Here is a 24,801-nt window from a genome sequence, read left to right on the forward strand (position 1 = left end):
ATCGATCTGAAACGATACAGTTATCCCGATAACGCGTCTGCAATCCTGTTTCGATGTTGGGTTTTGCCCGATATCGGTGGAGTCTGACCTATGCTCAGAGTTTACTGATATCTCGATATAAAAGCGGTTTGAATGCAGAAAAAATGCGAAATAAGCATGTTTTTCTTTTGAGCCATGCGAGAATGTGTTAGGCGATGAAGACAGGAGGATGCGCGTCAGAACAATCTGCAACGATACGGATTGGCCAGACTGATGTGCGGCACGCTAGGAACGGGAACACATCATGAAATACGGTTTTTTTGACGATCAGGCGCGCGAATACGTCATTACGCGACCGGATACGCCCTATCCTTGGATCAACTATATCGGCTGCGAAGGATATTTCGGCATTCTGTCGGCAACCGGTGGCGGCTATTCCTATTATCGTGACGCGCGGCTGAGGCGCATCACCCGCGGCCGCTACAACAACGTGCCGTATGATAATGGCGGGCGGTATGTGTATGTCCGCGACAACACGGATGGTGATGTCTGGTCGCCCTCATGGATGCCGACCCAGTCGGAGGTGGAGGATTTCTCCTGCCGTCACGGCATGGGCTATTCGGTGATCGGCTCCAAACGAAACGGCATCCGCGTTTCCAACCGCTACTTTGTCCCGCTCGGTGAGACGCTGGAAATCTGGCAGCTGACCGTCACCAATGAGCGTCTCGTTCCCGCTGACCTGTCGCTGTTCTCCTCGGTCGAGTTCTGCCTGTGGGATGCGCTCGACGACCAGAGCAATTTCCAGCGCAATCTTTCGACCGGTCAGGTCGAGGTCGAGGACGAAGTCATCTTCCACAAGACGGAGTATCGCGAGCGGCGTAACCACTTTGCTTATTTCGCCTGCTCGGAAGCGCTTGCCGGTTACGACACCAGCCGCGAGGAATTCCTCGGCCCTTGGCGCGGCTGGGACAAGCCGGCCGCCGTTACCGAAGGCAGGTCGCGGAATTCACAAGCGCATGGCTGGTCGCCGATGGGCTCGCATCATGTGAAGATGACGCTTCAGCCCGGCGAGACCCGTCAGGTGATTTTCGTTCTCGGCTATCACGAGAATGACAGGGACGAAAAATTCGACCCGCCCGGTTCGCAGCGCATCAATAAATCGACGGTGATGCCGATCATCGAGAAGTACCGCAAGGTCGAGAATGTCGAGGCTGCCTTTGCGGCGCTCGCCAAACACTGGGACGATCTTCTCGGTGTCTATCAGGTGTCCTCGCCTGACGAACATGCCGACCGCATGGTCAATATCTGGAATGCCTATCAGTGCATGGCGACCTTCAACATGTCGCGTTCCGCATCCTCGTTTGAGAGCGGCATCGGCCGGGGCCTCGGCTTCCGCGATTCCAACCAGGACCTGCTCGGCTTCGTCCATATGGTGCCCGCGCGCGCCCGTGAACGTATTCTCGATATCGCTGCAACCCAGCTTGCCACCGGCGGTGCGTATCATCAGTATCAGCCGCTGACGAAGAAGGGCAATAACGACATCGGCGGCGATTTCAACGATGATCCGCACTGGCTGATCATCGGCGTCGCGGCCTATCTGAAGGAAACCGGCGATTTCTCCATTCTTGAGGAGCCGGTGGCTTTCGACACCACGCCGGGTACGGAAGAACCGCTTTACGCGCATCTTCAGCGCTCCATGCAGTATGCGCTGGATCGCATCGGTCCGCATGGCCTGCCGCTGATCGGCCGTGCCGACTGGAACGACTGCCTGAACCTCAACTGCTTTTCCGATACGCCCGGCGAAAGCTTCCAGACCACCACCAGCAAGGACGGCAAGGTTGCTGAATCGGTCTTCATCGCCGGGCTGATGGTACTTTCTGCCCGCGAGCTTTCCGATATCGCAAAGGAAAGTGGCCGCAGTGACGACGCCGAACGCTATGCGAAGGTGGCTGCCGATATGGACGCCACGATCCTCGAACATGGCTGGGACGGCGAATGGTTCCTGCGCGCCTATGACGATTTCGGCCGTCCCGTCGGTTCGAAGGAAAATGAGGAAGGCAAGATCTTCATCGAAAGTCAGGGCTTCTGCGTGCTGGCCGGTGTCGGCGTTGAAGACGGCAAGGCCCGCAAGGCGCTCGATTCGGTCGCAAAACATCTGGCAACGCCGCACGGCATTGTCGTGCTGCAGCCGGCCTATACCAGATACTATATCGAATATGGTGAAATCTCGACCTATCCGCCGGGCTACAAGGAAAATGCCGGCATCTTCTGCCACAACAATCCGTGGGTGGTGATTGCCGAAACCGTGCTGGGCAATGGCGATGCGGCATTTGACTATTATACCCGCATCAACCCCTCGGCGCGCGAGGGCATTTCCGATACGCACCGGCTGGAGCCTTACGTCTATTCGCAGATGATTGCCGGCCGCGATGCGACCCGCTTTGGCGAGGCGAAGAACTCCTGGCTGACGGGTACGGCCGCCTGGAATTACTATGCCATCACCCAGTTCATCTTCGGCATTCGGCCGGAATATGAGGGCCTGCGCGTGGCGCCGGTCATTCCGGAGCGTTGGAATGGCTTCTCGGTCAAGCGCACATGGCGCGGCGTGACCTACGATATCACCGTTACCCGCAAGGGCCCGGGCAACACGGTCGCGCTCACCGTCGATGGCGCGCCGATAGACGGCAACCTGATCGCGTCGCCGGCTGAAGGCGTGACGGCGGTCAAGGTCGAGGCTGTTATCGGTTAAAAGGCTTCATGGCGCCGCAGCGCCGGACGATCGCGGGTTTATCTTCTTCCCGCAAACACCTGAGCCCGCTTTCCTGCTGATGCAGGTCTGCGGGCTCTTTTTGTTGACTGCCCGAAGACAGGGCGGTTCACAGATGCTTTTGCGAAAATCCACTGCTCCGAAGTGTGCCTATCCTCCTCCTGCCGTCATTCCGGCCTTGAGCCGGAATCTAGTAAGGGCCAAGTCCTTGCGCGCAAAGACTCTTTCTGGAAGCGCACAACAAGCGGCCCTGGATACCGGCTCAAGGCCGGTATGACGAAAGAACGCGGGGCGAACTTCGTCAGCAGTCTGAACGCCCGCAGCTGTTCTGCGGGCGTTTATCATCGAATATCGAAGCGAAATATCAGGTGTTTGCGCTCTTTTCGAGGAACTCCTCGGCGAGTGCCTTGTACCACTTGCCGGAATTCTTCAGCGTACGTTCCTGGGTCTCGTAATCGACGTAGATGAGGCCGAAGCGCATGTTGTAGCCCTCGGCCCATTCGAAGTTGTCCATCAGGCTCCAGGCGTAATAGCCCTTCAGCGGAATGCCGGATTCGACCAGATCGGCGGCAATCGAGATGTGTTCGGACAGATATTCGGTGCGTGGCGCGTCATCGACGATCCCGTTGACGGGAGCCATGTTGTAGCAGGCGCCGTTTTCGGTGATGTACATCTCGGGCAGGTCGTAGCGCTGGTAGACCTGTTCGGTCAGCATTTTCATACCCGGCGCGTAGGTTTCCCAGCCGATATCGGTGATGACATTGTTGACCGGCGCACCGGTGCTGACGGCGGGATATTCCGCACCCGATGCACTGTCGTCGGCAACACGGTCGGGCTTGTAATAGTTCAGGCCCCACCAGTCGAGGTTCTGGTTGATAAGGGCGAGATCGCCGTCTTCGATCACCGGCATCCGGTCGCCCAGCGCCGCCATGAAGCCGTCCGGATAGGCACCCTTGAAGATCGGATCGAGGAAGACGCCATTGTTGAACTGGAAGCTGCGTTCGGCAGCCGCGTGATCGGCGTCGGTCTCGCTGACGGGATAGAAGGCGTGAAGATTGAGGACGATACCGGCCTTGACCTCCGGCGCTTCCTGCCTGATGGCCTCGACGCCGAGCCCGTGGGCAAGGTTGACGGTGTGCAGGGCTGCTAGCGCTGCGTCCATGGATTTTTCGCCCGGCGCATGAACGCCGTAAAGATGGCTGAGCCAGACGATGCACCAGGGTTCGTTGAAGGTGGATACCAGATCCAGGCGATCGCCGAGGCGTTTCATCACCGTCTGGACATAGCGCTGATAGGCATAGGCCGTGGACCGCGCCGTCCAGCCGCCGTCGCCGGCAAGTGTCAGCGGCAGGTCCCAGTGGTAAAGCGTGGCATTGGTTTTCAGTCCGCGCGCCTTGCAGCCGTCGATCAGGCGGTCGTAGAAATCCAGCCCTGCCTCGTTCACCGGCCCGCGGCCGTCGGGAATGATGCGCGGCCATGCAATCGAAAACCGATAGGTCTCGACGCCGAGATCCTTCATCAGGTCAAGGTCTTCTTCCATGCGGTGGTAATGGTCGCAGGCGACATCGCCGGTATCGCGATTGTGCACGCGCCCGGGCATATGGCTGAACGCATCCCATATGGACGGCTTGCGGCCGTCTTCGCGGGCTGCACCCTCAATCTGGTAGGAGGCGGTGGCAACGCCGAAAATGAAATCTTCCGGAAAGCGTCGTGCAAGCTGTTTCGGGTCAATCATGGTCGGTTCCTTTACATGACGATCCGGTATACGGCCGCAGCCTGTCGGCGGATCGGGTCCTGTCGTTTTTTGCAGTCTCCTCTAGTGGAGTTCAGCCTGTTTGTACATAAACGCAAACGTGAAACTGAAACGTTGCAGGATTTCCTGAAACGCCGTTGCCGATTTGCGTCAATGCCTGATTGTGGTCAAGAAAAGCGGCTGACGCCGTGGCCTGCATGAGAGCTTTCAGGGCACAAGACAGCGCCGCCCGGGGCGTGGGGCCTCGGGCGGAGAGAAATCTTTCAGCGGCGGTCTGCCGGGTCAGACATCCAGCCTGATCCACTTGCCGTCGGCGTTTGAGGAGGCCACGCAGGCTTCGATGAAGGCAAGGCCGATCACGCCGTCCTCGATTGTGGGATAAATGACGTCCTCGGGCGTCTTGCCATCGCGGAATGCCCTGATGGCGCGGGCGGCTTCGCAATAGAGATTGGCAAAGCCTTCCAGATAGCCTTCCGGGTGACCGGCCGGGATGCGCGAAACACGGGTTGCAGCCTCCAGAGCGTCGGCTCCGTTACGCGAAAGCAGGCGTTTGGGCTCGCCGAAGGGCGTGAACCACAGATAGTTCGGGTTTTCCTGAAACCACTGGATGCCGCCCCTGGTGCCGCAGATCTTGAGCTGCAGGCCGTTTTCAAAGCCAGGCGCCACCTGGCTTGCCCACAGCATGCCCTTGGGTCTTACGCCGTTCTTCTCCTTGAAACGCAGCATGATATGGGCGTTGTCATCAAGCTGGCGGCCTTCCACGAAAGTGTCGAGATCGGCCGAAAGGCTCTCCAGTTCGGCGCCGGAGGCAAACAGCGCAAGATTGAGCGCATGGGTGCCGATATCGCCGATAGCGCCGCCGGCGCCCGAGCGCTTCGGATCGGTGCGCCATTCGGCCTGTTTGGAACCTTCGCGTTCGGCCGGTTCGGTCAGCCAGTCCTGCGGGTATTCGGCGTGGATCAGGCGAATATCGCCGAGATCGCCGTTGGCAATCATGGCGCGGGCCTGCCGGATCATCGGATAGCCGGTGTAGTTATGGGTCAGGATGAACAGCGCATTGGCCTTGTCGGCGATGGCTTTCAGCGCCTTGGCGTCGGCGAGATTCGAGGTCACCGGCTTGTCGCAAATGACATGGATGCCCTTTTCGAGAAAGGCCTTGGCCGGTTCGAAATGCATATGGTTCGGCGTGACGATCGCGACCACCTCGATGCCGTCTTCGCGCGCGGCCTCCTTTTCCGCCATCTCCTCATAGGAGCCATAGGTCCGTTCGGGATCGAGGCCCAGTTCCTTGCCGGAGGCCAGCGCCTTTTCCGGTGTTGACGACAGGGCGCCGGCGACAAAGGTAAAGTGGTCGTCAAGCCGGGACGCCATGCGGTGCACGCCGCCGATAAAGGCTCCGGAACCGCCGCCGACCATGCCCAGCCGGATGCGGCCTGAATGGATTTCGTCTTTGCCTTCGATAGCCATTTGTTTTCTCCTCAATATGTTGTCCGGGGCGCATACCGCTGCATGCACGTTCCGGCTTTACCGGAATGCATGAGATCCGACATGGTTCTGCCGCTCTGGCAGCTCTTGCTGACGGGTGGCTGCGGCCAGGTGGGTCAAAGATTGCCGTTCACGCGATTGCGCCCGTTCCTCTTGGCATCGTAGAGGTGCGAATCCGCAATGTCGATAAACTGTTCAAGAGTATCGGTCTTGCCCGGAACGGTGGAATAGAAACCGATACTGATCGTCAGGCTGAAGGTCTCGCCGTCAATCCGTGCCGGGCTTTCCTCCACCTTTTTGCGCAGCTTTTCGAGAAATGCCCGGATCTGGTCCGTCTCGCCGGATAGCGTATAGGCCACGAATTCCTCGCCGCCGTAACGGGCGACAAGATCTCCGGTCCGCCGGAAATGAGCGTCCAGAAGTTCGGCCAGATGCTTGAGGCAGGCATCGCCGAAGACATGGCCCATCCTGTCGTTGATCGGCTTGAAGTGGTCGACATCGAGCATGATCGCGGTGAAACGCCGCCCGCGCTCCCGGCAAAGGGCAAATTCCGCATCGCCGCGGTCGGTGAAATAGCCGCGATTGAAAAGCCCGGTCAGGCCATCGGTGATGCTGATCTCGTGCAACTGGCTGTTGGCCCGGTTGAGCGCGCGGTTGAGCGAGCGCAGCTTGCGGACCCAGTAGAGAAACAGCACCAGCACAACGATACCGACCGAGGTCACGGCCAGCAGGAGGCGGTAGTCGACCCGCCGCTCGAAGGGCGCCAGCTTTTGCCGGCTGACGATGTGGTCGACGGCATCGGGATCGAGATTGACGACAAGCTTGCCGAAAATCCGGCCCAGATCCGGTTCGTCGGGTGCGGTGGCAACCACCACCTGCAGGCCTTCGGGAATGCGGCCGGAAATCTTCACATCGTTCCTGTTCATGCCGGCAATCAGATAGGCAAGGCTGTCGAGCGGGCCGACGATGGCATCGAGATCGCCGTCTTCCATGGCTTCCAGTCCCTGTTTCTCGCTCTCGAGGTCGACCAGCGTGACACCGGGGTAACGGTTCGTGAGCAGGTCTTTCGGCACATGTGTGGGCACAATGCCGACCCGCTGGCCCTCAAGTTCGCGCAGGCTGTTGACGAACGGCGCCTGCAGCGGCGCGGCCACGGCGAGCGCGATGTCGAGATAGGGCGGCGCGAGATCGAATGTGGTGGAGCGCATGTTTTCGCGCGCCACGAAGGGCAGTACGTCACAATCGGCTGCAAGCGCGCTTTCGTTGTCGGTGTTCGGCAGCGCGATGGGTTCGATCTGGCGGTCGAAACGGCCGCGTTCGCTCATCAGCCCGAGAATTTCGGCAACCGCACCGCCGAATGCGCCATCATCGTTGATCGTCGTATAGGGCGGGGAGCGCGGCTCGACGCACACGCGGATCGTGCCTTTTTCGGAAAGATACCGTCGCTCGTCGCCGTCCAGCAGGTCGTGGCTGGTTTCCATGCCGGCAACCGGCGGGCCGAGCCAGCGCCGTTCCATTTCTTCCCAGCGCGACAGCGGGATGGATTCCAACGCATGGTCGATAATGCTCTTCAGATAGGGATAGCGCGGGGAGACGCCGAAGCGCAGATCCTCCCGCTCGACGCCGTCCATCAGAAATTCGCCGCCGATCTGCACGTTGATCAGTCCCAACTGCCGGATGATGGCGTTGCCGTTGCTGAGCGAGGTGACCGCCGCATCGATATCGCCGTCGGAGAGCGCCCGCATCAGCGCTTCGCGGCTGCGGAAGCCGCGGACATGGTCGAAGCGTTCCCGCAGGGCATCGGCGTAGTAGATGTCGCGGCTGATGCCGATGATTTTGCCGTCGAGGTCTTCAAGGCCGTGATAGGGGCCGTCGCCGGAGCGCAGGAAAACCGCGTTCGGCACACGGTAGTAGAGGTCGGAATAAAGCGTGTATTCGGCGCGTTTATCGGTGTAGGAAATATTGGTGATCACATCGAGTTCGCCCGCGCGGAAACGTTCAAGCAGTCCCGTCCAGTTGTCATAGACGCGTTCGAAAGCAAGCCCCGTAGACGAGGCGATATATTGGGTGATGTCTTCGGCAAACCCCTTGCCGTTGCCGCTCTCGAGAAAGCTGAAAGGCTCGTAATCGGCCGAAAAGCCGATCTTCAGCGTTGGCGCATCCGAAACGAAGGCCTGTTCTTCGGGAAGCAGACGCAGCGGCCCCGTGCTCATCGCCCGGTCGCTGCGGTAGCCCAGCCAGCGTGCGGTGATTGCATCGAGGGTTGCCGTGGGAAGCGCGTCGACCGCCTTCGACAGAATGCCCGACAGCATCTTCGCGTCCGTGTTGCCGTCCCGGGTCATGACACCGAAGCGAAAATCCTCCAGTGCGACGGCCGTCAGCGGTGGCGTTCCGGCATCGACAACATTGGTAAAGCCGTTTTCGCGCACGAAGTAATGCCCGGTCATCTCGGCGGCGAGCACGCCATCGACCCAGCCGAAGGCAACGGCGGCCATCAGGTCGCGATAGGTGGCGTAACTGACCGGCGTCATACCGGTTTCGCTGAGCGCATCGGCATAATAGATATCGCGGATGATGCCGATGCGCTTCTGTCTCAGCCCTTCCAGCGTGACCGGTTTTTCAAGCGGGTGGTCGACATTTTCGAACAGTACGGTGCGGCGCAGATGATAGGGATCGGTGAAGGTGATGAAGTGGCTGCGTTCCTCGGTTTCGGATATATCGGCAATCACATCGAGCCCGCCGGCGCGAAACTGGCCGTAGACCTCCGACCACGAGCCCATGCGTAGCTTGAAATCAAGCCCGGTCATGGTGCCGATCGCGCCGATGACATCGACGGTCCAGCCCATGATGTTGCCGTTGCGATAGAAGGAATAGGGGTCGTTGTCGGCCACCACGCCGATGCTCACCGCTCCCCGTTCGGCAATCCAGTCGCGCTCGGCAGGGTTCAGTTCAAGATCGGACGCGCGTGCCGGCGTTCCGGCGGACAGGAGCGTAAGGAAAGCAACTGCGATGATCGCCAGACAGTATGCAATGCCGGACAAGATGGCCGGGCAGATCGGAACATTGCGAGCCCACCAAGCCTTGCCGTTTTTGTCCGTCACGTGTGTCTGATGTCTTTTCTCAAGATGAAAATGGGTATGACAGCGCAAAACCTCGGCCCTTCTGCGTGGAATGGTCATGGGGCGCGGGGCCTTGTACATTCGTCCTCCCGTCCATTTCACCCTGAAGCAAGCCATAGCATAAATTTCTGCAGTTCAAACGTTTCAATCATCAAATCTGCATGGCGCGGAATACGGGGTACATTTCCGCGAATGGTTCGTTATACTCTACAAACCACAAAGACAAAGCCCCCATATATTTCAGGCCGGCGAAGACTTCTGGCCGAAAATCCCGGCTTCCCTGTCGTGTCCTGCATGGGGAAGCGCCTTCATGACGGAGTTATTTGATGTATTGCACGTTGCTCGGTGTTCCCGTTCAGTCCGGTGCCGGACGGAAGGGCTGTAATATGGGCCCGAACGGCCTCAGGGCGGCCGGCCTTGCCGAAGCGCTGGCCGGGCTGGGGCATGATGTTGTCGATTTGGGCGATCTGCAGCCCGCGCCGGAACGCGCGGTTTCGCATTCCAATCCCAGCCTGAAGGCGCTTGCCGAAACCGTATCCTGGCTCGATGCCCTTTCGGAGAAGGCCTTCGAGATTTCCGAAAACGGCATTCCGGTTTTCATGGGCGGCGATCACGTGATGGCGGCGGCAAGCGTGGCTGGCGTTTCCCGGCGGGCGCAGCAGAAGGGTCGCCCGCTGTTCGTGCTCTGGCTGGATGCCCATACCGATTTTCATACGCTGGAAAGCACCGAAAGCGGCAATCTGCATGGCACGCCGGCGGCCTATTTTACCGGCAGGCCGGGTTTCGAAGGGGTTTATCCGCCGCTCGATGCGCCGGTTGATCCGGCCAATGTCTGCATGCTCGGTATTCGCAGCGTCGATGCCCCCGAGCGCGTGGCCGTCAGTCAGGCCGGTGTTACGATCCACGATATGCGCGCGATTGACGAAAGTGGCATCGGCGCGCTGCTGTCGGCGTTTCTCGAAAAGGTCGCGGCCAGCAATGGCATGCTGCATGTGAGTTTCGATATCGATTTTCTCGACCCGTCGGCCGCGCCCGGCGTCGGAACCACTGTTCCGGGCGGCGCGAGTTTCCGCGAGGCGCATCTGGTGATGGAGATGCTGCATGACAGCGGGCTGGTGACCAGCCTCGACCTTGTGGAACTCAATCCGTTTCTCGATGAGCGCGGCAAGTCCGCAATCCTGATGACCGATCTGGCGGCAAGCCTGTTCGGGAAACGGGTGATGGATCGCCCGACCCGCAGCTTCGGCTGATCAGCCGCTGCCGATCAGCATGCCTGCTGCCAGAACAAGACCGCCGCCGAGCACGACCTGGAAGGCGGCGCGCATGAACGGTGTTTCCATGTATTTGTTCTGGATGAAGGCGATTGCCCAGAGTTCGAAGAACACCACGATGATGGCGACGATGGTCGCTGTCCAGAATTCGGGGATCAGGTAGGGCAGGGCATGGCCCAGCCCGCCGAGCATGGTCATCACGCCCGATGCGATGCCGCGCTTGATCGGCGAACCGCGCCCGGAAAGCTTGCCGTCATCATGGGCCGCTTCGGTGAAGCCCATGGAAATACCGGCGCCGACGGCGGCCGACAGGCCGATGAGAAAGGTCTGCTTGGTATCCTGGGTGGCAAAGGCGGCGGCAAAGATCGGCGCCAGCGTCGAGACCGAACCGTCCATCAGCCCTGCAAGGCCTGGCTGCACCCAGGTGAGCACGAACTGACGGCGCTCCTTCATGGTCTCTTCGTCACGCACATCTTCCGGGGCGTGTTTTTCGGTCAGCGCCCGGGCCGTTTCCTCGTGGGCTTCTTCGGCCATGGCCAGATCGCCGAGAAGCTTGCGGGTGTCGGCATCGCTGACCTGGGTCACGGCGGCGCGATAGAACCGGCGCGCCTGATCCTCCATGACGATCGTCTGCGCCCGGATTTTTTCAAGCGGCATGGATTTGATCAGCCAGTCCGGCTTGCGATCGTAAAACCCACGGACATATTCGCGCCGGATGAAGGGAATGGTGTCGCCGAAACGCCGTTTGTGCTGGTCGATCAGCATGCGGCGGTGACTGTCTTCGACCTGTGCCATGTCATCGAAGATCCGCGCCGAATCCGGATAATCCTCGCGCAGATGCTCGGCATAGGTCTTGTATATCCGGGAATCATCCTCCTCCGCCGAAATTGCCAGGGCCAGAATCTCTTGCTCGGACAGCGAGGAAAATGCCCGCCGCGCGCGGGGGAAGAAGTTAAGCGCCATGATCGTCGTCCCGATATTAGTTTAGAATATTTCTAATCTAATATCGGGAGAAGGTCAAATGCGGTGATCCGGGAAGGCGGGCGTCGCCATGATTGCCGCTTTTTGCAACAATCATGCGACGGTTGCCGGTTTCACATGTTTTTCTCGCTTGCACCCGGTGCATTGCTGACCCAGTAGCCCGATGCGTTCATCCAGGTGAGGGGATGGTTGCGTTCTTCCAGCAGGTGGGTGCGAACGGCCCGTGCAACGCGTGCTTCGGCGCCGACCCAGACAAATGTCTGCGGCGGAAGATCGATCCCCTTCAGAATGTCGAGAAACGGCGCCGGATCGGTCGCGTCTGCACCTTGACGATCAATCCAGTGGATATGCGTATCGGCTTCGGTTTCAAAGCTTTGATGATCATCGGGCGAGGGCACGGCAATGATGGCCGTGAAAGTCGTGCCGGCGGACGCCTCTTCGATGCGACGCGCGATTGCCGGCAGGGCGGTTTCGTCACCGATCAGCAGCCAGTGATCGACCGGTCCCCTGATGACCTTCGAGCCGCGTGGTCCGCCGATTTCAAGCGTATCGCCGGGCTTTGCCGCAACGGCCCAGGCCGTTGCCGGGCCTGCGTCGTGGATGGCGAAATCGATGATCAGCGAATTGTCGTCATTGTTATACCGGCGGGGCGTGTAGTCACGCATCGCCGGCTTGTCGTCGCCGGTTTCGAAAAACAGTTTGATATGGTCGTCGGGCGCAGCACTGATGAAATCGCTGAGTGTCGGGCTTTCAAAGTGGATGCGCAGCATCACCGGCGTGATGTATTCGCAGGCGGTAACCGTCAGTACCCGGCGCTTGAGTTCATGGCGGACGCGTTCGATCTCGGGTGGGGCGATCTCCGGCGGAGCAACCTCCGGCGTATCGATATCGGGCGAAGCGGTGTTGTTGGTCTGGTGGGACATGGCGGACTCCGAAAAAGATACCGCGCCATTGATGAGGGCGGTATCATGTAGAAAATATGATTGTTTTTGTCATGAATAAGTCACGGCAGTCAAACAATCATTCGTCGCGTGAGCGGAGGGGGCGGGCGTTACCGGCCAGACAGAAGCGTTTCGACGAAAGCGGGGACGGCGGTTGCGGCCGGCCCCTCGCGACAGTCCTTGAATAAGGGATTGCCGGTCGCTTCAAGATTGAGTTCGACGGTATGCGCGCCTTTGCCGGCGGCCTCCATCACGAAGCCGGCTGCCGGATAAACGGTGCCAGACGTGCCGATGGCCACGAACAGTTCGACCCGGTCGAGCGCGTCCTCGATCCGCTCCATGTCGTAAGGCATTTCACCGAACCAGACGATGTCGGGGCGCAGTGACGCGCGTGCGCAGCTCGAGCAGACCATGCCCTCGTCGAGGTCGCCTTCCCATGGCTGATGGCTGCCGCATTCATAGCAGAGCGCCGAATTCAGCTTGCCATGCATGTGCAGAACATTTTTCGAGCCGGCTTTTTCATGCAAGTTATCGACGTTCTGGGTCACCAGCAGAAAATCGCCGGGCCAGGCGTTCTCAAGGGCTGCAAGCGCATTGTGGGCCGCATTCGGGCTGGCCTTGGCCGCCTCGCGCCGCCGCATGTTGTAAAAATCGAAGACGAGGCCGGGATTGCGGTAAAAGCCTTCCGGGGTGGCAACATCGCGGATATCGTGATCGGCCCACAGGCCGCCATTGTCACGGAAGGTTGCAAGGCCCGATTCAGCGGAAATGCCCGCCCCGGTCAGAACCACAATGGAAGCTTTGGGTGAAATCTGCATGAGACCGTTCGTGCCTTGCTATGCGGTTGCCCTGCCGATCGGTCGCGTCCGTGTCAACGCAGTGCGGCCACGGGCAGGTCCCTGCCGGTTTCAACCTTGACCCAGCGTCCGCTGTCGAAAGAGGCCTGACGCTTCAGGAAGGTATAGGGCGTTTCGGACCATGGCAGGATCTCGTCGCTGAGATTGTCGAGGACGTAATCGCCCTGCGTGCTGCGCAGCGTCAGAACGGCATGGCCTTCGCCATTGGGCTTGCGCACGACCGTGATCAGGAGGTCGGTGGCGGAGAAACCGGCCTTGATCAGGCGCCGCCGCTTTTCCAGAACGAAATCCTCGCAATCGCCGGCACCGTTTTTCGGGTAGGACCAGACTTCCTCGCGGCCGTAGAGTTCCTCATCGGTAACAGGCTCGATCGTCGCATTGACGGAAAGGTTGATTGTCTGGACGGCCTGCCAGCCGTAATCCGTCAGCCGGGCGGGGCCGGTATTGCCGCGATGGGCGCGGCACTCGTTGCGATGGGCCTGGCAGAATTCGAAATGGCCGATGGGCTGCGAGGTAATGCCGCCGATGGGCATTGCAGGCATGCCGGCCGCGAGCACCGGGGCAAAAAGGCCTGCCCCGAAAACGCCTGCTACTGCACAGAATACCAAATAAGCCAGTTGACTGAAACGAGGCACGCTATACCCATCCGCCTGTGAATTCTTAACAAAGAGTTAAGAAGAATTGGCGGACGGAGTCAATCAGACAAGCGTGAACCGGGGGCAGGTTCTTAAGGAATGGTTAACCGCTACGTGCCGGCGAGACGAGATCGCCCACAGCCTTGAGCATGCGTTCGATATCGGCGGGCCGCGAAAGCCGATGGTCGCCATCCTGCACCAGCGTCAGCACCACATCGTCGGCCGGCAGGTGCGCCATCAGCTTCAGTGCATGGGTATAGGGCACATCCGGATCCTGCCGGCCCTGGATGATGTGCACCGGGCATCCGGTTTCGATAATGCCGTCCAGAACGCGGTTTCGGCGTCCGTCATCGAGCAGGTTGGCCGTATAGATGGTCGGCTCCGGGCCATAGATCGAGGCTTCCTCGAAATATCCCTTGTCGGCAAGCGCCTTGCATTCGGCCTCTTTCAGGCCCGGCTCGATAAGCTCGTTGGTAAAGTCCGGCGCCGGCGCCAGCAGCAGCAGGCCCTCGATCTTCGGTCCGTCCGGTCGTTTTTTCAGCTCCTGAACGGCCCTGAGCGCCAGCCAGCCGCCCATGGACGAGCCGATAATGATGATCCGCTCGGGTGCGGCATGGTCGATTGCGGCCAGGCTGTCGGCAAGCCAGCGCGAAATCGTGCCGTCGGCAAAAGCGCCTTCGCTCTCGCCGTGCCCGGTATAATCGAAGCGGATCATGGCAAGGTTTTCTTCCGCCGCATAAGCGTCAAGCGCCTCGGCCTTGGTGCCGAGCATGTCGGAGCCGTAGCCGGAAAACCAGACCAGCGCCGGCTTGTCCGTGTTGCCGGGCCGTAGCCGCATGGCGATCTTCAGCGGGCCGTCGCCATGGTCGATTTGCGTATAGCTCAAGGCAATGTCCTGCTGCATTCTGGTCTCCGTTGATTTACCGGAAAAGCCCGCAACCGCGCCGATTGCGCGATGAAGTGGTGATTTTCTTTTTGGGCTGTGTTATTGACATGGGACGGGTTTAACAACCATTTGTGTCCGATACGTGCTTATAGTCCTGCACTTGGCACTTACGAACCCGTTTTTCAACAATTGAGGAGATCACGACCATTCGCAGACCCCATAGAGCCGCTCCCCCGACCAAGGAAGGTCCCCGCGCCAATCGCGACATTCGCATTCGTGAAGTGCAGCTGATTACCGAGGACGGGGAGAACCAGGGCGTTGTTCCAACAGAAGATGCGCTGAGAATGGCTGAAGAAGCCGGGCTTGATCTTGTAGAGATCGCCCCCAACTCGACGCCGCCCGTTTGCAAGATTCTCGATCTGGGCAAGCTGAAATATGCCAACCAGAAGCGCGCCGCCGAGGCCCGCAAGAAGCAGAAAGTCGTCGAAGTCAAAGAAATCAAGATGCGTCCCAACATCGACAGCCACGATTACGAGGTGAAGATGAAGGCGATGAACAAGTTCTTTGAAGGCGGTGACAAGGTCAAGGTGACGCTGCGCTTTCGCGGCCGCGAAATGGCGCATCAGGAACTGGGCATGAAGCTTCTGAGCCAGGTGAAGGAAGACACGGCGGAAATCGCCAAGGTGGAAGCCGAACCGAAGCTGGAAGGCCGTCAGATGCTGATGGTGCTGGCGCCGAAATAAGCCTTGCCGCACACGTTTATGCGCCGTCCGGGACTTTTCAAAAGTGCCGTGGCGGCGAATTGCGTGTGTTGTTTCAGAACCGGTTGCGCTTTTCCAACAAACCGCGTATAAGCGCGCCGTCCGAGCGGAATGCCGACAGGTTTTCCTCCCGGACATTTTGAATGTGCACCTTTTTCGATATCGGGAAAGCGTGCACCGGAACAGGCCGGCAGGGCATGCCGTGTGTGTTCTCAATGCCAAAGGCCCCGGATTTCTTCGTCCGGTGCAATTAACAACAACGGAGTAGCAAAATGCCCAAGATGAAGACGAAATCGTCGGTCAAGAAGCGTTTCAAGCTGACCGCGAGCGGCAAGGTCAAGGTCGCGGCTGCAGGCAAGCAGCACGGCATGATCAAGCGTTCCAACAAGTTTATCCGTGATGCGCGCGGCACGATGGTCCTGTCCGATCAGGACGCCAAGATCGTCAAGCAGTTCATGCCCTACGGCAAGTAACGCCCGCAGATTCTTAACGCATTCCGATAGATTTCAAGGAGAACCGATATGGCTCGCGTAAAACGTGGCGTTACAGCACACGCCAAGCACAAGAAAGTCGTCAAGCAGGCAAAAGGCTTTTACGGCCGCCGCAAGAACACCATCCGCACGGCCAAGGCTGCTGTCGACAAGTCGAAGCAGTACGCCTACCGCGACCGCAAGGTCAACAAGCGCAATTTCCGCGCTCTGTGGGTCCAGCGCATCAACGCCGCTGTGCGTGAACATGGCCTGACCTATGGCCGCTTCATCGACGGCCTGAACAAGGCCGGCATCGAAGTCGACCGCAAGGTTCTGTCCGATATGGCCATTCATGAGCCGGAAGCATTTGCAAGCATCGTTGCTGCTTCCAAGAAGGGCCTTGAGTACCTCAAGAAAGAGGGCACGGCCAATGAGTTTGAAAGCGCGGTTGCATAAGCCAGCGCTTCCCAAGCTCTTTTGAAATTCTACCTTTTGGGAAACCCGCGCTGGCAGGACCAGTGCGGGTTTTTCATTTTCAAATCACGAAAGTCATGTATCTGGCCGAGGGGCGAGCGGAGCCGGTCCGCTCCGGCAGGAAAGAGATAAGAGATGTCCGATCTTGAGGATCTGAAACAGAAGCTGATGGACGAGATCGCCGGGGCGGCGGACGAGGCGGCAATCGAAGCCGTGCGCGTCGGTGCTATCGGCAAGAAAGGTTCGGTCTCCGAGCTTTTGAAAACGCTCGGCAAGATGGACCCGGAAGAGCGCAAGACGCGCGGCGCGGCCATCAATGCGCTGCGCAACGAGGTCGGCGAGGCGATAGCCGCCCGCAAGGCCGAGCTGAAGGATGCAGCGATTGCCGCGCGGCTGAAGGCGGAGACCGTGGACGTCACGCTGCCCGTTCGTCCGTCGCCGTCGCTGTCCGGCCGCATTCATCCGGTCAGCCAGGTGATCGACGAGATCACCGCCATTTTCGGCGATATGGGCTTTTCGATTGCCGAAGGACCGGAAATCGAGACGGACTACTATAATTTCACTGCGCTGAACTTCCCCGAAGGGCATCCCGCCCGCGAAATGCACGACACATTCTTCTTCAATCCGGATGAGAACGGCGAGCGCAAGGTGCTGCGCACTCACACCTCGCCGGTGCAGATCCGCACGATGGAGAGCCAGGAACCGCCGATCCGCGTTGTCATTCCCGGCAAGACCTATCGCCAGGACAGCGATGCGACGCACTCGCCGATGTTTCATCAGCTTGAAGGCCTTGTGATCGACAAGACCACCCATGTCGGCCATCTGCGCTGGACGCTGGAGGAATTCTGCAAGGCGTTCTTCGAGGTCGACAGCGTGACCATGCGCTTCCGCCCGTCCTTCTTCCCTTTCACCGAACCGTCCTTCGAGGTCGACATCCAGTGCGACCGTTCCGGCGAGCAGGTGAAGTTCGGAACCGGCACGGACTGGATGGAAATCCTCGGCTGCGGCATGGTGCACCCGAATGTGCTGCGCTATTGCGGCCTCGACCCGGATGTCTATCAGGGCTTTGCCTGGGGCATGGGCCTCGACCGCATCGCCATGCTGAAATACGGCATGCCGGACCTCAGAGACTTCTTTGCCGCCGACGAACGCTGGACATCGCATTACGGCTTCCGCCCGCTCGATATTCCGACGCTGTTCGGCGGGTTGAGTTCGTGATGCAACTGCCGGAGCGCTATAAAGGGGCTGTCACCTTCGCATTCGGCGACACGCCGGCACTCATGGATGAGCTGCTGGCGCTGGTCATTGCCGGCAGGAAGACGGCGACCTGTGGCGCGCTTCGAGATGTGACTGAATCCGGTGAGCCAATGCCCTGTGTCGGGCGCCGCGATGTCGTTCTGGACGGGCGCGGCCAGCCGGCGGCGGTCATCGAAACGACGGAAGTGAGCATTCGCCGTTTCGACGAAGTGGATGCGGATTTTGCGCATGACGAGGGGGAAGGCGACCGGTCGCTTGCCACCTGGCGGCAGGAGCACCAGGCATATTTCGAGCGCAATGGCGGCTTTGCCCCGGACATGGAGCTCATATGCGAGCGGTTCCGGCTTGTCGAAGTTCTGGGCGCGGAAGACAACGTTTGAGAAAACAGAATTCGGCTGGTACGGATTTCGGCAATCCGGGCGATGGTCGACTGAAATGGTGAGACGAGAGACATGAAATTCACACTGTCCTGGTTGAAGGAACATCTGGAAACCGACGCTTCGCTCGATGAAATCTGCGAGCGGCTGACAACCATCGGCCTGGAGGTCGAAGAGGTTGACGACAAGGCGGCCTACAAGCCCTTCACCATCGCCAAGGTGGTCGACGCCAAACAGCATCCCGATGCCGACCGGCTGAAGGTGCTGACGGTCGATGCCGGTGACGGCAAGCCTTTGCAGATCGTCTGCGGCGCGCCGAATGCGCGTGCAGGGCTCGTCGGTGCGCTGGCGCGGCCGGGCACCTATGTGCCGGGCATCGACGTGACGCTGTCTGTCGGGAAAATTCGCGGCGTCGAAAGCCACGGCATGATGTGTTCGGAAAAGGAACTCGACATTTCCGACAATCATGACGGCATCATCGACCTGCCGGAGGATGCGCCGGTCGGCACAAGCTTTGCCGAATATGCCGGACTTGACGATCCGGTCATCGAAATCAACCTGACGCCGAACCGGCCGGACTGCACCAGCATTTTCGGCATCGCCCGCGATCTAGCGGCCTCCGGCCTCGGCACGCTGAAGACGAAACCCGCGCCGTCCTTCGCGGTCGAAGGCGATATGCCGGTTTCGCTGACGCTCGATTTCGCTGAGGACGACAAATATCTCTGCCCCGGTTTTGCGCTGCGTCTGGTGCGCGGCGTGAAGAACGGGCCGAGCCCGAAATGGATGCAGCAGCGGCTGATTGCCATCGGCCTGCGTCCGATCAATGCGCTGGTCGATATCACCAATTACATGACCTTCGATCAGGGCCGCCCGATGCACGTCTTCGACGCGGCCAAGGTCAAGGGCGGGCTGACGGTGCGCCGCGCCACGGCTGGCGAGAAAATTCTGGCGCTCGATGAACGCGAATACGAGCTGACGGCGGACAATGTTGTCATCGCCGATGACAATGGCGTGGAATCCATCGGCGGCGTCATGGGCGGTGAGCACTCCGGCTGCGACGAGAACACCACCGATGTGCTGATCGAATCGGCGCTGTGGGACCCGATGAACATCGCCCGCACCGGCCGCACGCTCGGCATCATCACCGATGCCCGCTATCGTTTCGAACGCGGCGTCGACCCGGAATACATGGTGCCGGGTCTGGAACGCACCACCGAACTGGTGCTGGAGCTCTGCGGCGGTACGGCGAGTGAGAAGACGGTGACCGGCTATGACGGTTATCAGCCGAAAATCGTCGAATATCCGTTCTCCGAGGTCAAGCGACTAACCGGTCTCGACGTTTCGGCGGCAGAAAGCCGCGATATCCTGACCCGGCTTGGTTTTGCCGTTGAGGGTAATGGCGAGACGGTGTCCGTCGCCGTGCCCTCCTGGCGTCCGGATGTGGATGGCAAGGCCGATCTGGTCGAAGAGGTGATGCGCATCCACGGCGTCGACAGCATCAAGCCGTTAGCACTGCCGACGCTTGGCGCGGTCAATGAAAAGATCCTGACACCGCTGCAGATCCGCTCGCGCGCCGCCCGGCGGGAGCTGGCCGCACGCGGCATGATGGAGGCCGTCACCTGGTCGTTCATCTCCGAGGCGGAGGCGACGCTTTTCGGCGGCGGTGCGCCAGCGTTGAAGCTTTCCAACCCGATTGCGGCCGACATGTCCGATATGCGCCCGTCGCTGCTGCCGGGCCTTCTGGCCGCCGCCAAACGCAATGCGGCCATCGGCCATGGCGATGTGGCGCTGTTCGAAGTCTCAGGGACCTATGAGAACGACACGCCCAAGGGCCAGCGCCGCGTTGCAGGCGGTGTGCGTCGCGGCTCCGCCACGCTTTCAGGCGCAGGTCGCATGTGGTCGAACGGCGAAACGGGTGCTGGCCGTGGCGTTGGCGTGTTCGATGCCAAGGCCGATGCGCTGGCCGTGCTTGAGGCCTGCGGCATGCCGATGGGCAATGTGCAGATCGTCGCTGGCGGGCCGGACTGGTATCATCCCGGCCGTTCGGGCACCATCAAAATGGGACCGAAAGTGGTGCTGGGTCATTTCGGCGAGTTCCATCCGAAAGTGCTGGAAACACTGGATGTTTCCGGCAAGCTTGCCGGCTTCGAAATCTTCGTCGATGCCATTCCCGCGCCGAAGAAAAAGGCCACCCGCACCAAGCCGGCGCTGACGCTGTCGCCGTTCCAGGCCGTCTCCCGCGACTTCGCCTTCGTCGTTGACCGCGATATCGAGGCGGCGGCCATCGAGCGCGCCGCAGCAGGCGCCGACCGCAAGCTGATCACCGGCGTTACCGTCTTCGATATCTTCGAGGGCGCTTCAGTGGGCGAAGGCAAGAAGTCGGTCGCCATCGAAGTGGCAATCCAACCGGCGGACCGCACGCTGACGGATGAGGACTTCGAGGTGCTGATGAAGAAGATTATCGCCAATGTCGAAAAGTCGACGGGCGGTGTGATCCGCGCCTGAATTGCCGGCGCGGAAATGCCCACGGACGATTGTGTCCGCATACAATGTTTGCAAACGGCCCGGCCTTGAAACCGGGTCGTTTGTCAGACGGCTGACAAAGCTCGCCCCACTCTCTTTCGTCACCCTCGGGCTTGTCCCGAGGGTCTAAGCACGCATGAACGCGACAAGCGTATCGGGTAAAAAGTCAATTTCAAACAAATCATTACGGACCGCCAACGCCGCTCGTGCTGAGCCGTGGTTAGATCCTCGGGACAAGCCCGAGGATGACGTCCGTAAAAAGAATAGGTTTGCTTTGCCGTCCACGCAGAAAACCAGTGTCACGACCTCTGGCCCCCTTCATAAGGCGGGCTGTTAAAGCGCGAGCGACCACACCTTTGCCGACTTGACGGCGCCGGCGCGAATTCTGAGCGAATGCACGGGATCGAAGCCGGCAATGCGCTTGGTGCCGGTCCAGCGGCCGTTGTCTGCGAAGACCTCGACCGATCCGATATCGAGAAACACCCGGATGTGGCTCGGCGTGGCGCCGGGCGCGATGTAATCGGGGCTCTGTTCCTTGCTGTCATCCAGATAGATCAGCCGCAGGCCTTCTTCGTCCACCTTCACCATGATCTCGATATTGTTGTGGTAGAGGTCGAGTTCGAAGGGGCCGTCATTGCGGTCCAGTTCGATCACGATTTCGGCCTGCCCGCTCTCCAGCATCACGGGTTCGCCGGCGGCAAGCACGCTATCGTCGATCAGCTGATCGCGCAGCACTTCGACACCCTCGATCGGCGGCGTCAGAAGCGTATCGTCCGCCGCGTCATAGACGATGTTGCGCGGCAGCGTCATGGCGGTGGGGAAGTCGATTTCAGGCGCGGCGTCGGCCCAGTTGGCGAGCCAGCCGATGCCCACGGGCGTTCCCTGATCGAGAAAGGCCTGAAAGGCATAATTGTCGGTGGCGAAATCGAGTTCCTGCTCGAAATCGGGTGTAAAGCTGCTGCCGTCGAAATGGCCGACGGTGGCCATGGTCAGGTTCTTGCGGCCGGTCTTCTCGTGATGGCTGTGCATCAGGCCGCAGACCAGCACCCAGCGGGTCTGTGGGTCGCCCGCCGGCCCGTCGAGCGGCAGCAGGCAGGGGCATTCGATTACCTGGGTGTTGAACCGGCCTTCACGGTGCAAAATGTCGACGAATTCCCAGCCGCCGGCGGCCGTCAGGTCGGCTGTCTGATAGAGCAGCACCACGCCTTCCTCGCCCTGGCGGCTGCCGAGCAGCATTTTCCAGTAGCCGTCCGGCCCGCGGAAAACATACGGGTCGCGGAAATCGAGCGTCAGCCCCTCGACCTCCGGCCGCTTGTCGATCAGCGGATGCGCCGCGCCGGCAAAGATCAGCGATTGCGAGGTTGCGACCATCTGGATTTCGCGTTCGGGATCGCGTTCGATCACGCTTTCGGTGAAGAACACCCGAACGCCCGCGGAATTTTCCAGCGGTATAGCCGAGCCTGAGAAGGCGCCGCCGCGCTTGTCCGGCTTGGCCGTCAGCTCCTCGGAGGGAAACAGGAAGATCGGCAGGTGCCGCCAGTGCAGGAAATCCTCCGACACCGCATGGCCCCAATGCATGGTGTTCCATGTCAGCCCATGTGAATAATGCTGATAGAAAAGATGGGCGGAGCCATTGAAGCGGCCGAAGCCGTTGGGGTCGTTCATCCAGCCGAAGGGCGGACGGAAATGGTAGGAGCCGGGCGCCGGTGCCGGCGCATTGGCGGCATGCGTGCGCAGCACGGTGATGCCTTCGTCCAGCACCTTGGCATCGGTGAACCAGTAAGCCACCGAAATCGTCGTCGTTTCCGGGTCGTAGGCGCATTCAAGCTCACCGCCATGGGGCACGAAGAACATGCGGAATTCATATTCCTCGGAGTTCTGCACATAGATATTGCCGAACACCTGCTCGTTCAGCGAAAGCCGCATTTCGGCAGGCGCGTGCGGATGAACGGATTTCAGCCAGACATGAAGCACGGCATTGACCGGCACAGTGCCGCGCAATTTGCGCAGGCGGGTCTCGTCGGCGGTTTTCTGCTCAAGCATGGACATTTTGGCCTTATTCCCCGCGTCTGGCGCATGGCGGATCTGAAAAACCCTAAAAATATGCGCTATTTCTCATATTCTGCCGCGTGCCCGGTACAAAATACATCATCTCGGGCGCTGCGGTATCGCTCAAAAGAGCCCGCAAGCGCCTGTGCGGTGCGCTTGCGGGGTAGTCTTAGACCTAGTGGTCTGAGCGGTGATGTAAAGGGGGGGCGGTGGTCTGAAACCTCAGAAAGCCTCCATCTCGGCCTTCACTCTGGCCAGAAAATCGGCGCGCGTCCTGTCGGTGCAGTTGTTCATGTCGTAATGGGCCATGAAGGAAACCGGCGCGCCGATCTTGATCTGGGCGCGCAGCACGCGCTTGACGATCTTCTTCGGGGGATTGCCGGCCAGAAAGGCGCGCATCGGCGTTGCGCCATAGGTGAAGACGGCGGCGAGCTTGGCGATGTGGCGCAGCGTCGGGGACAGTTTGCCGTCTTCAAGCGCGAAGGAAACGCCCGGCAGCCAGACCCGGTCGAAATAGCCTTTCAGCATTGCCGGAAAGCCGAAATTCCAAACCGGCGAGACGATCACCAGCGCTTCCGCCTTTCTCAGCCTTTCGACATAGTCTGCCACCGGCGCGGTATTTTCGGGGTAATCGTGATAGCCGATCCGCTCCTGCCGGGTCAGAACCGGCTGGAAGTTTTCTGCATAGAGATCGCAGTCGTCGACGTCGTGGCCGGCCTTTTTCAAACTTTCCACGACCTGGGCATGCAGAGCCGCGCCATAGCTGGTCTCCACCGGGTGGCTGTAGAGAACGAGAACCCGCATTTCAGCCGATCTCCGTTTCGGCCAGCCCCTTGAACAGGAAATACCGGCCGGCCTTGAAATCGAAATCCGGATTTTCCCAGGCGATCATCTTGCCGGGGTTGAGCAGCCCCTTCGGGTCGGTTTCCTTCTTGAAGGCGAGTTGCAGCGTGTCGGTCTGCTTCATGCCGCCTTCTTCCAGTGTGTAGCGGTGCGGGTTGAAGATCGGGCAGCCGTTTTCCTCGTGAATGCGGATGATCTCTTCCAGCCGTTCGGCCGTGGTGTAACGCACCAGCGGCAGGCCGGAACACTGGATGGCGCCGTCGAAGCGCATGAACTCGAGATGGCCGATCACCTCGTCGCCGAAGATTTCGCACATCTTCTCCACCTTGGCGACATGATCGGGGCCGGGATACTGCACCTGAAGATAGGTGAAGGAGCCGGGCTGTTTCTTCAGCGCCCGCAGCGTGGTGTGGTTCCAGGCCAGTTCATAGGCGCGCGGCATGCCGCGCAGGCTTTCCGCCTCGTCGGCGCGGAAGCGGATTTCGCCCTTGTGCAGCTTCACCAGCGCTTCGAACGGGGCCATGGCATGCGGGGCAACCATGACCACGGAGACGGCTTCGTTTTCCTTCAGATAAGGCTGATGACGACTGAAAAAGGCATGGGGAACCGGCGCGGCAATCGGCGCGATTTCCTTGGTCAAGATGCCGTTGCTGGCGGCCAGCGCATCGGAAAAGCGCACTGCGTCCATGAAGGTGTCGTGCCCGACAATCACGTCGACCCAGTCATAGGCGGGCGCCAGCGGCATTTCCACCTCGGTGATGATGCCGTTGGTGCCGTAGGCGTGGCTCACCTTCATCAGGTCGCGCGCGGTCAGCTCCATCACGCGCGGCTCCGCCTCCATCGTGACAATCCTGAGTTTGAGGACATTGCCAAGATCGCGCAAACCGCCCCAGGTGATCGAGCCGACGCCGCCGGAGCCGCCGGCAACAAAGCCGCCAAGGGTTGCCGAACTGGTGGTTGAGGGGTGAAAGCGGAGTTCCTGACCGGTCTCTTCCTTCAACTGCTTGTCGAGCCGGGCACAGATGATGCCGGCTTCGGCAACCACACGACCGGTATGCACCTCCTTGATGGCGTTCATCTTGGTCATGTCGAGAACGATACCGCCCGAAAGCGGCATGCACTGGCCGTAATTGCCGGTCCCGCCGCCGCGCGCCGTCACCGGGGCATCATGCCTGAAGGCGGTTTTCAGGACCCGGATAACTTCTTCCTCGTTCTTCGGCGAGACGACCAGATCGCCGGTCACCTGGTCGAGCTGTTCCTTCAGGATCGGCGAGTACCAGTAGAAATCCCGGCTCTTGCGCAAAACCATGTTGGGATTGTCGTCAACGGTGATGCCGTCGAGTTCGGCCTTGATCTGCTGATAGTCCGGCATG

General features: G+C 60.1%; 19 protein-coding genes. 8 read left to right on the plus strand and 11 right to left on the minus strand.

Annotated features, from left to right (window positions below; genetic code table 11):
- The first annotated feature begins 283 nt into the window (after positions 1 to 283).
- The gene (locus ACHZCU_RS10620) at positions 284 to 2,728 is read left to right on the plus strand and encodes a GH36-type glycosyl hydrolase domain-containing protein (RefSeq protein ID WP_319518753.1); all 2,445 of its coding nucleotides are present in this window, start codon (positions 284 to 286) and stop codon (positions 2,726 to 2,728) included.
- A gap of 382 nt (positions 2,729 to 3,110) precedes the next feature.
- Here ACHZCU_RS10620 and ACHZCU_RS10625 read toward each other — a convergent pair whose 3' ends face one another.
- The 3 genes from ACHZCU_RS10625 to ACHZCU_RS10635 all read right to left on the minus strand — a co-directional run bounded on the left by ACHZCU_RS10625 (position 3,111) and on the right by ACHZCU_RS10635 (position 9,085).
- Positions 3,111 to 4,481 carry a GH1 family beta-glucosidase gene (locus ACHZCU_RS10625; protein ID WP_319518754.1) on the minus strand — a complete coding sequence of 457 codons (1,371 nt, stop codon included), beginning with the start codon at positions 4,479 to 4,481 and terminating at the stop codon, positions 3,111 to 3,113.
- Between the two features lie 300 nt (positions 4,482 to 4,781).
- Entirely contained in the window at positions 4,782 to 5,966 is a 1,185-nt protein-coding gene (locus ACHZCU_RS10630; RefSeq protein WP_319518755.1) for a Gfo/Idh/MocA family oxidoreductase, read from the minus strand.
- 134 nt (positions 5,967 to 6,100) lie between these two features.
- Positions 6,101 to 9,085: a diguanylate cyclase gene (locus tag ACHZCU_RS10635; RefSeq protein ID WP_319518756.1), complete on the minus strand. Its 2,985-nt coding sequence runs from the start codon at positions 9,083 to 9,085 to the stop codon at positions 6,101 to 6,103.
- Between the two features lie 344 nt (positions 9,086 to 9,429).
- Here ACHZCU_RS10635 and rocF point away from each other — a divergent pair, with 344 nt between their 5' ends.
- Positions 9,430 to 10,353 (plus strand): arginase, encoded by a 924-nt coding sequence (rocF, locus tag ACHZCU_RS10640; protein WP_319518757.1) that lies wholly within the window; start codon positions 9,430 to 9,432, stop codon positions 10,351 to 10,353.
- Here the strand turns inward: rocF and mbfA are convergent, their stop codons facing one another.
- From mbfA to ACHZCU_RS10665, 5 genes are all read right to left on the minus strand, one after another.
- Positions 10,354 to 11,337: an iron exporter MbfA gene (mbfA, locus tag ACHZCU_RS10645; protein WP_106309691.1), complete on the minus strand. Its 984-nt coding sequence runs from the start codon at positions 11,335 to 11,337 to the stop codon at positions 10,354 to 10,356. It abuts the gene before it with no gap.
- Positions 11,338 to 11,468: 131 nt separating this feature from the next.
- The gene (locus ACHZCU_RS10650) at positions 11,469 to 12,278 is read right to left on the minus strand and encodes a siderophore-interacting protein (RefSeq protein ID WP_319518758.1); all 810 of its coding nucleotides are present in this window, start codon (positions 12,276 to 12,278) and stop codon (positions 11,469 to 11,471) included.
- Positions 12,279 to 12,406: 128 nt separating this feature from the next.
- Positions 12,407 to 13,114 carry an NAD-dependent deacylase gene (locus tag ACHZCU_RS10655; protein ID WP_319518759.1) on the minus strand — a complete coding sequence of 236 codons (708 nt, stop codon included), beginning with the start codon at positions 13,112 to 13,114 and terminating at the stop codon, positions 12,407 to 12,409.
- Positions 13,115 to 13,167: 53 nt separating this feature from the next.
- On the minus strand, positions 13,168 to 13,686 hold the full coding sequence (locus ACHZCU_RS10660) for a transglutaminase-like cysteine peptidase (protein ID WP_106309931.1): 519 nt from the start codon (positions 13,684 to 13,686) through the stop codon (positions 13,168 to 13,170).
- Positions 13,687 to 13,891: 205 nt separating this feature from the next.
- A complete protein-coding gene (locus tag ACHZCU_RS10665) occupies positions 13,892 to 14,692 on the minus strand; it encodes an alpha/beta hydrolase (protein ID WP_319518761.1) in 801 nt (266 codons plus the stop codon).
- 188 nt (positions 14,693 to 14,880) lie between these two features.
- Between ACHZCU_RS10665 and infC the strand changes: the two genes are divergently transcribed.
- The 6 genes from infC (at position 14,881) to pheT (ending at position 20,518) form a co-directional block, all read left to right on the plus strand.
- Complete coding sequence (gene infC / locus ACHZCU_RS10670) at positions 14,881 to 15,417, plus strand: translation initiation factor IF-3 (RefSeq protein ID WP_106309700.1); 537 nt, start codon at positions 14,881 to 14,883, stop codon at positions 15,415 to 15,417.
- 290 nt (positions 15,418 to 15,707) lie between these two features.
- Positions 15,708 to 15,908, plus strand: a complete 201-nt coding sequence (rpmI, locus tag ACHZCU_RS10675; RefSeq protein ID WP_024709981.1) for a 50S ribosomal protein L35 — start codon at positions 15,708 to 15,710, stop codon at positions 15,906 to 15,908.
- 48 nt (positions 15,909 to 15,956) lie between these two features.
- Positions 15,957 to 16,361 carry a 50S ribosomal protein L20 gene (gene rplT, locus ACHZCU_RS10680; RefSeq protein WP_319518762.1) on the plus strand — a complete coding sequence of 135 codons (405 nt, stop codon included), beginning with the start codon at positions 15,957 to 15,959 and terminating at the stop codon, positions 16,359 to 16,361.
- A gap of 153 nt (positions 16,362 to 16,514) precedes the next feature.
- The gene (pheS, locus tag ACHZCU_RS10685) at positions 16,515 to 17,597 is read left to right on the plus strand and encodes a phenylalanine--tRNA ligase subunit alpha (protein ID WP_319518763.1); all 1,083 of its coding nucleotides are present in this window, start codon (positions 16,515 to 16,517) and stop codon (positions 17,595 to 17,597) included.
- A complete protein-coding gene (locus ACHZCU_RS10690) occupies positions 17,597 to 18,016 on the plus strand; it encodes an ASCH domain-containing protein (RefSeq protein WP_394706108.1) in 420 nt (139 codons plus the stop codon). The genes pheS and ACHZCU_RS10690 overlap by 1 nt, the downstream gene beginning before the upstream one ends.
- Positions 18,017 to 18,088: 72 nt before the next feature.
- Complete coding sequence (gene pheT / locus ACHZCU_RS10695) at positions 18,089 to 20,518, plus strand: phenylalanine--tRNA ligase subunit beta (protein ID WP_319518765.1); 2,430 nt, start codon at positions 18,089 to 18,091, stop codon at positions 20,516 to 20,518.
- A 351-nt stretch (positions 20,519 to 20,869) separates the two neighbouring features.
- Here the strand turns inward: pheT and ACHZCU_RS10700 are convergent, their stop codons facing one another.
- The 3 genes from ACHZCU_RS10700 to ACHZCU_RS10710 all read right to left on the minus strand — a co-directional run bounded on the left by ACHZCU_RS10700 (position 20,870) and on the right by ACHZCU_RS10710 (position 24,800).
- The gene (locus ACHZCU_RS10700) at positions 20,870 to 22,585 is read right to left on the minus strand and encodes a GH32 C-terminal domain-containing protein (protein WP_319518766.1); all 1,716 of its coding nucleotides are present in this window, start codon (positions 22,583 to 22,585) and stop codon (positions 20,870 to 20,872) included.
- A 222-nt stretch (positions 22,586 to 22,807) separates the two neighbouring features.
- Entirely contained in the window at positions 22,808 to 23,389 is a 582-nt protein-coding gene (locus ACHZCU_RS10705; protein ID WP_319518767.1) for an NAD(P)H-dependent oxidoreductase, read from the minus strand.
- A gap of 1 nt (position 23,390) precedes the next feature.
- Entirely contained in the window at positions 23,391 to 24,800 is a 1,410-nt protein-coding gene (locus tag ACHZCU_RS10710; RefSeq protein WP_319518768.1) for an FAD-binding oxidoreductase, read from the minus strand.
- Position 24,801 lies beyond the last annotated feature (1 nt).

Origin of the sequence: uncultured Martelella sp. (assembly GCF_963677965.2) — a bacterium.
Taxonomy (GTDB): Bacteria; Pseudomonadota; Alphaproteobacteria; order Rhizobiales; family Rhizobiaceae; genus Martelella; species Martelella mangrovi.

Bases quoted from the DNA above. Each gene is read 5' to 3' on its own strand.
- ACHZCU_RS10620 (WP_319518753.1), top strand. From the start codon at position 284: ATGAAATACGGTTTTTTTGACGATCAGGCGCGCGAATACGTCATTACG.
- ACHZCU_RS10625 (WP_319518754.1), bottom strand. From the start codon at position 4,481: ATGATTGACCCGAAACAGCTTGCACGACGCTTTCCGGAAGATTTCATT.
- ACHZCU_RS10630 (WP_319518755.1), bottom strand. From the start codon at position 5,966: ATGGCTATCGAAGGCAAAGACGAAATCCATTCAGGCCGCATCCGGCTG.
- rocF (WP_319518757.1), top strand. From the start codon at position 9,430: ATGTATTGCACGTTGCTCGGTGTTCCCGTTCAGTCCGGTGCCGGACGG.
- mbfA (WP_106309691.1), bottom strand. From the start codon at position 11,337: ATGGCGCTTAACTTCTTCCCCCGCGCGCGGCGGGCATTTTCCTCGCTG.
- ACHZCU_RS10650 (WP_319518758.1), bottom strand. From the start codon at position 12,278: ATGTCCCACCAGACCAACAACACCGCTTCGCCCGATATCGATACGCCG.
- ACHZCU_RS10655 (WP_319518759.1), bottom strand. From the start codon at position 13,114: ATGCAGATTTCACCCAAAGCTTCCATTGTGGTTCTGACCGGGGCGGGC.
- ACHZCU_RS10660 (WP_106309931.1), bottom strand. From the start codon at position 13,686: ATGCCCATCGGCGGCATTACCTCGCAGCCCATCGGCCATTTCGAATTC.
- ACHZCU_RS10665 (WP_319518761.1), bottom strand. From the start codon at position 14,692: ATGCAGCAGGACATTGCCTTGAGCTATACGCAAATCGACCATGGCGAC.
- rpmI (WP_024709981.1), top strand. From the start codon at position 15,708: ATGCCCAAGATGAAGACGAAATCGTCGGTCAAGAAGCGTTTCAAGCTG.
- rplT (WP_319518762.1), top strand. From the start codon at position 15,957: ATGGCTCGCGTAAAACGTGGCGTTACAGCACACGCCAAGCACAAGAAA.
- pheS (WP_319518763.1), top strand. From the start codon at position 16,515: ATGTCCGATCTTGAGGATCTGAAACAGAAGCTGATGGACGAGATCGCC.
- ACHZCU_RS10690 (WP_394706108.1), top strand. From the start codon at position 17,597: ATGCAACTGCCGGAGCGCTATAAAGGGGCTGTCACCTTCGCATTCGGC.
- pheT (WP_319518765.1), top strand. From the start codon at position 18,089: ATGAAATTCACACTGTCCTGGTTGAAGGAACATCTGGAAACCGACGCT.
- ACHZCU_RS10700 (WP_319518766.1), bottom strand. From the start codon at position 22,585: ATGTCCATGCTTGAGCAGAAAACCGCCGACGAGACCCGCCTGCGCAAA.
- ACHZCU_RS10705 (WP_319518767.1), bottom strand. From the start codon at position 23,389: ATGCGGGTTCTCGTTCTCTACAGCCACCCGGTGGAGACCAGCTATGGC.
- ACHZCU_RS10710 (WP_319518768.1), bottom strand. From the start codon at position 24,800: ATGCCGGACTATCAGCAGATCAAGGCCGAACTCGACGGCATCACCGTT.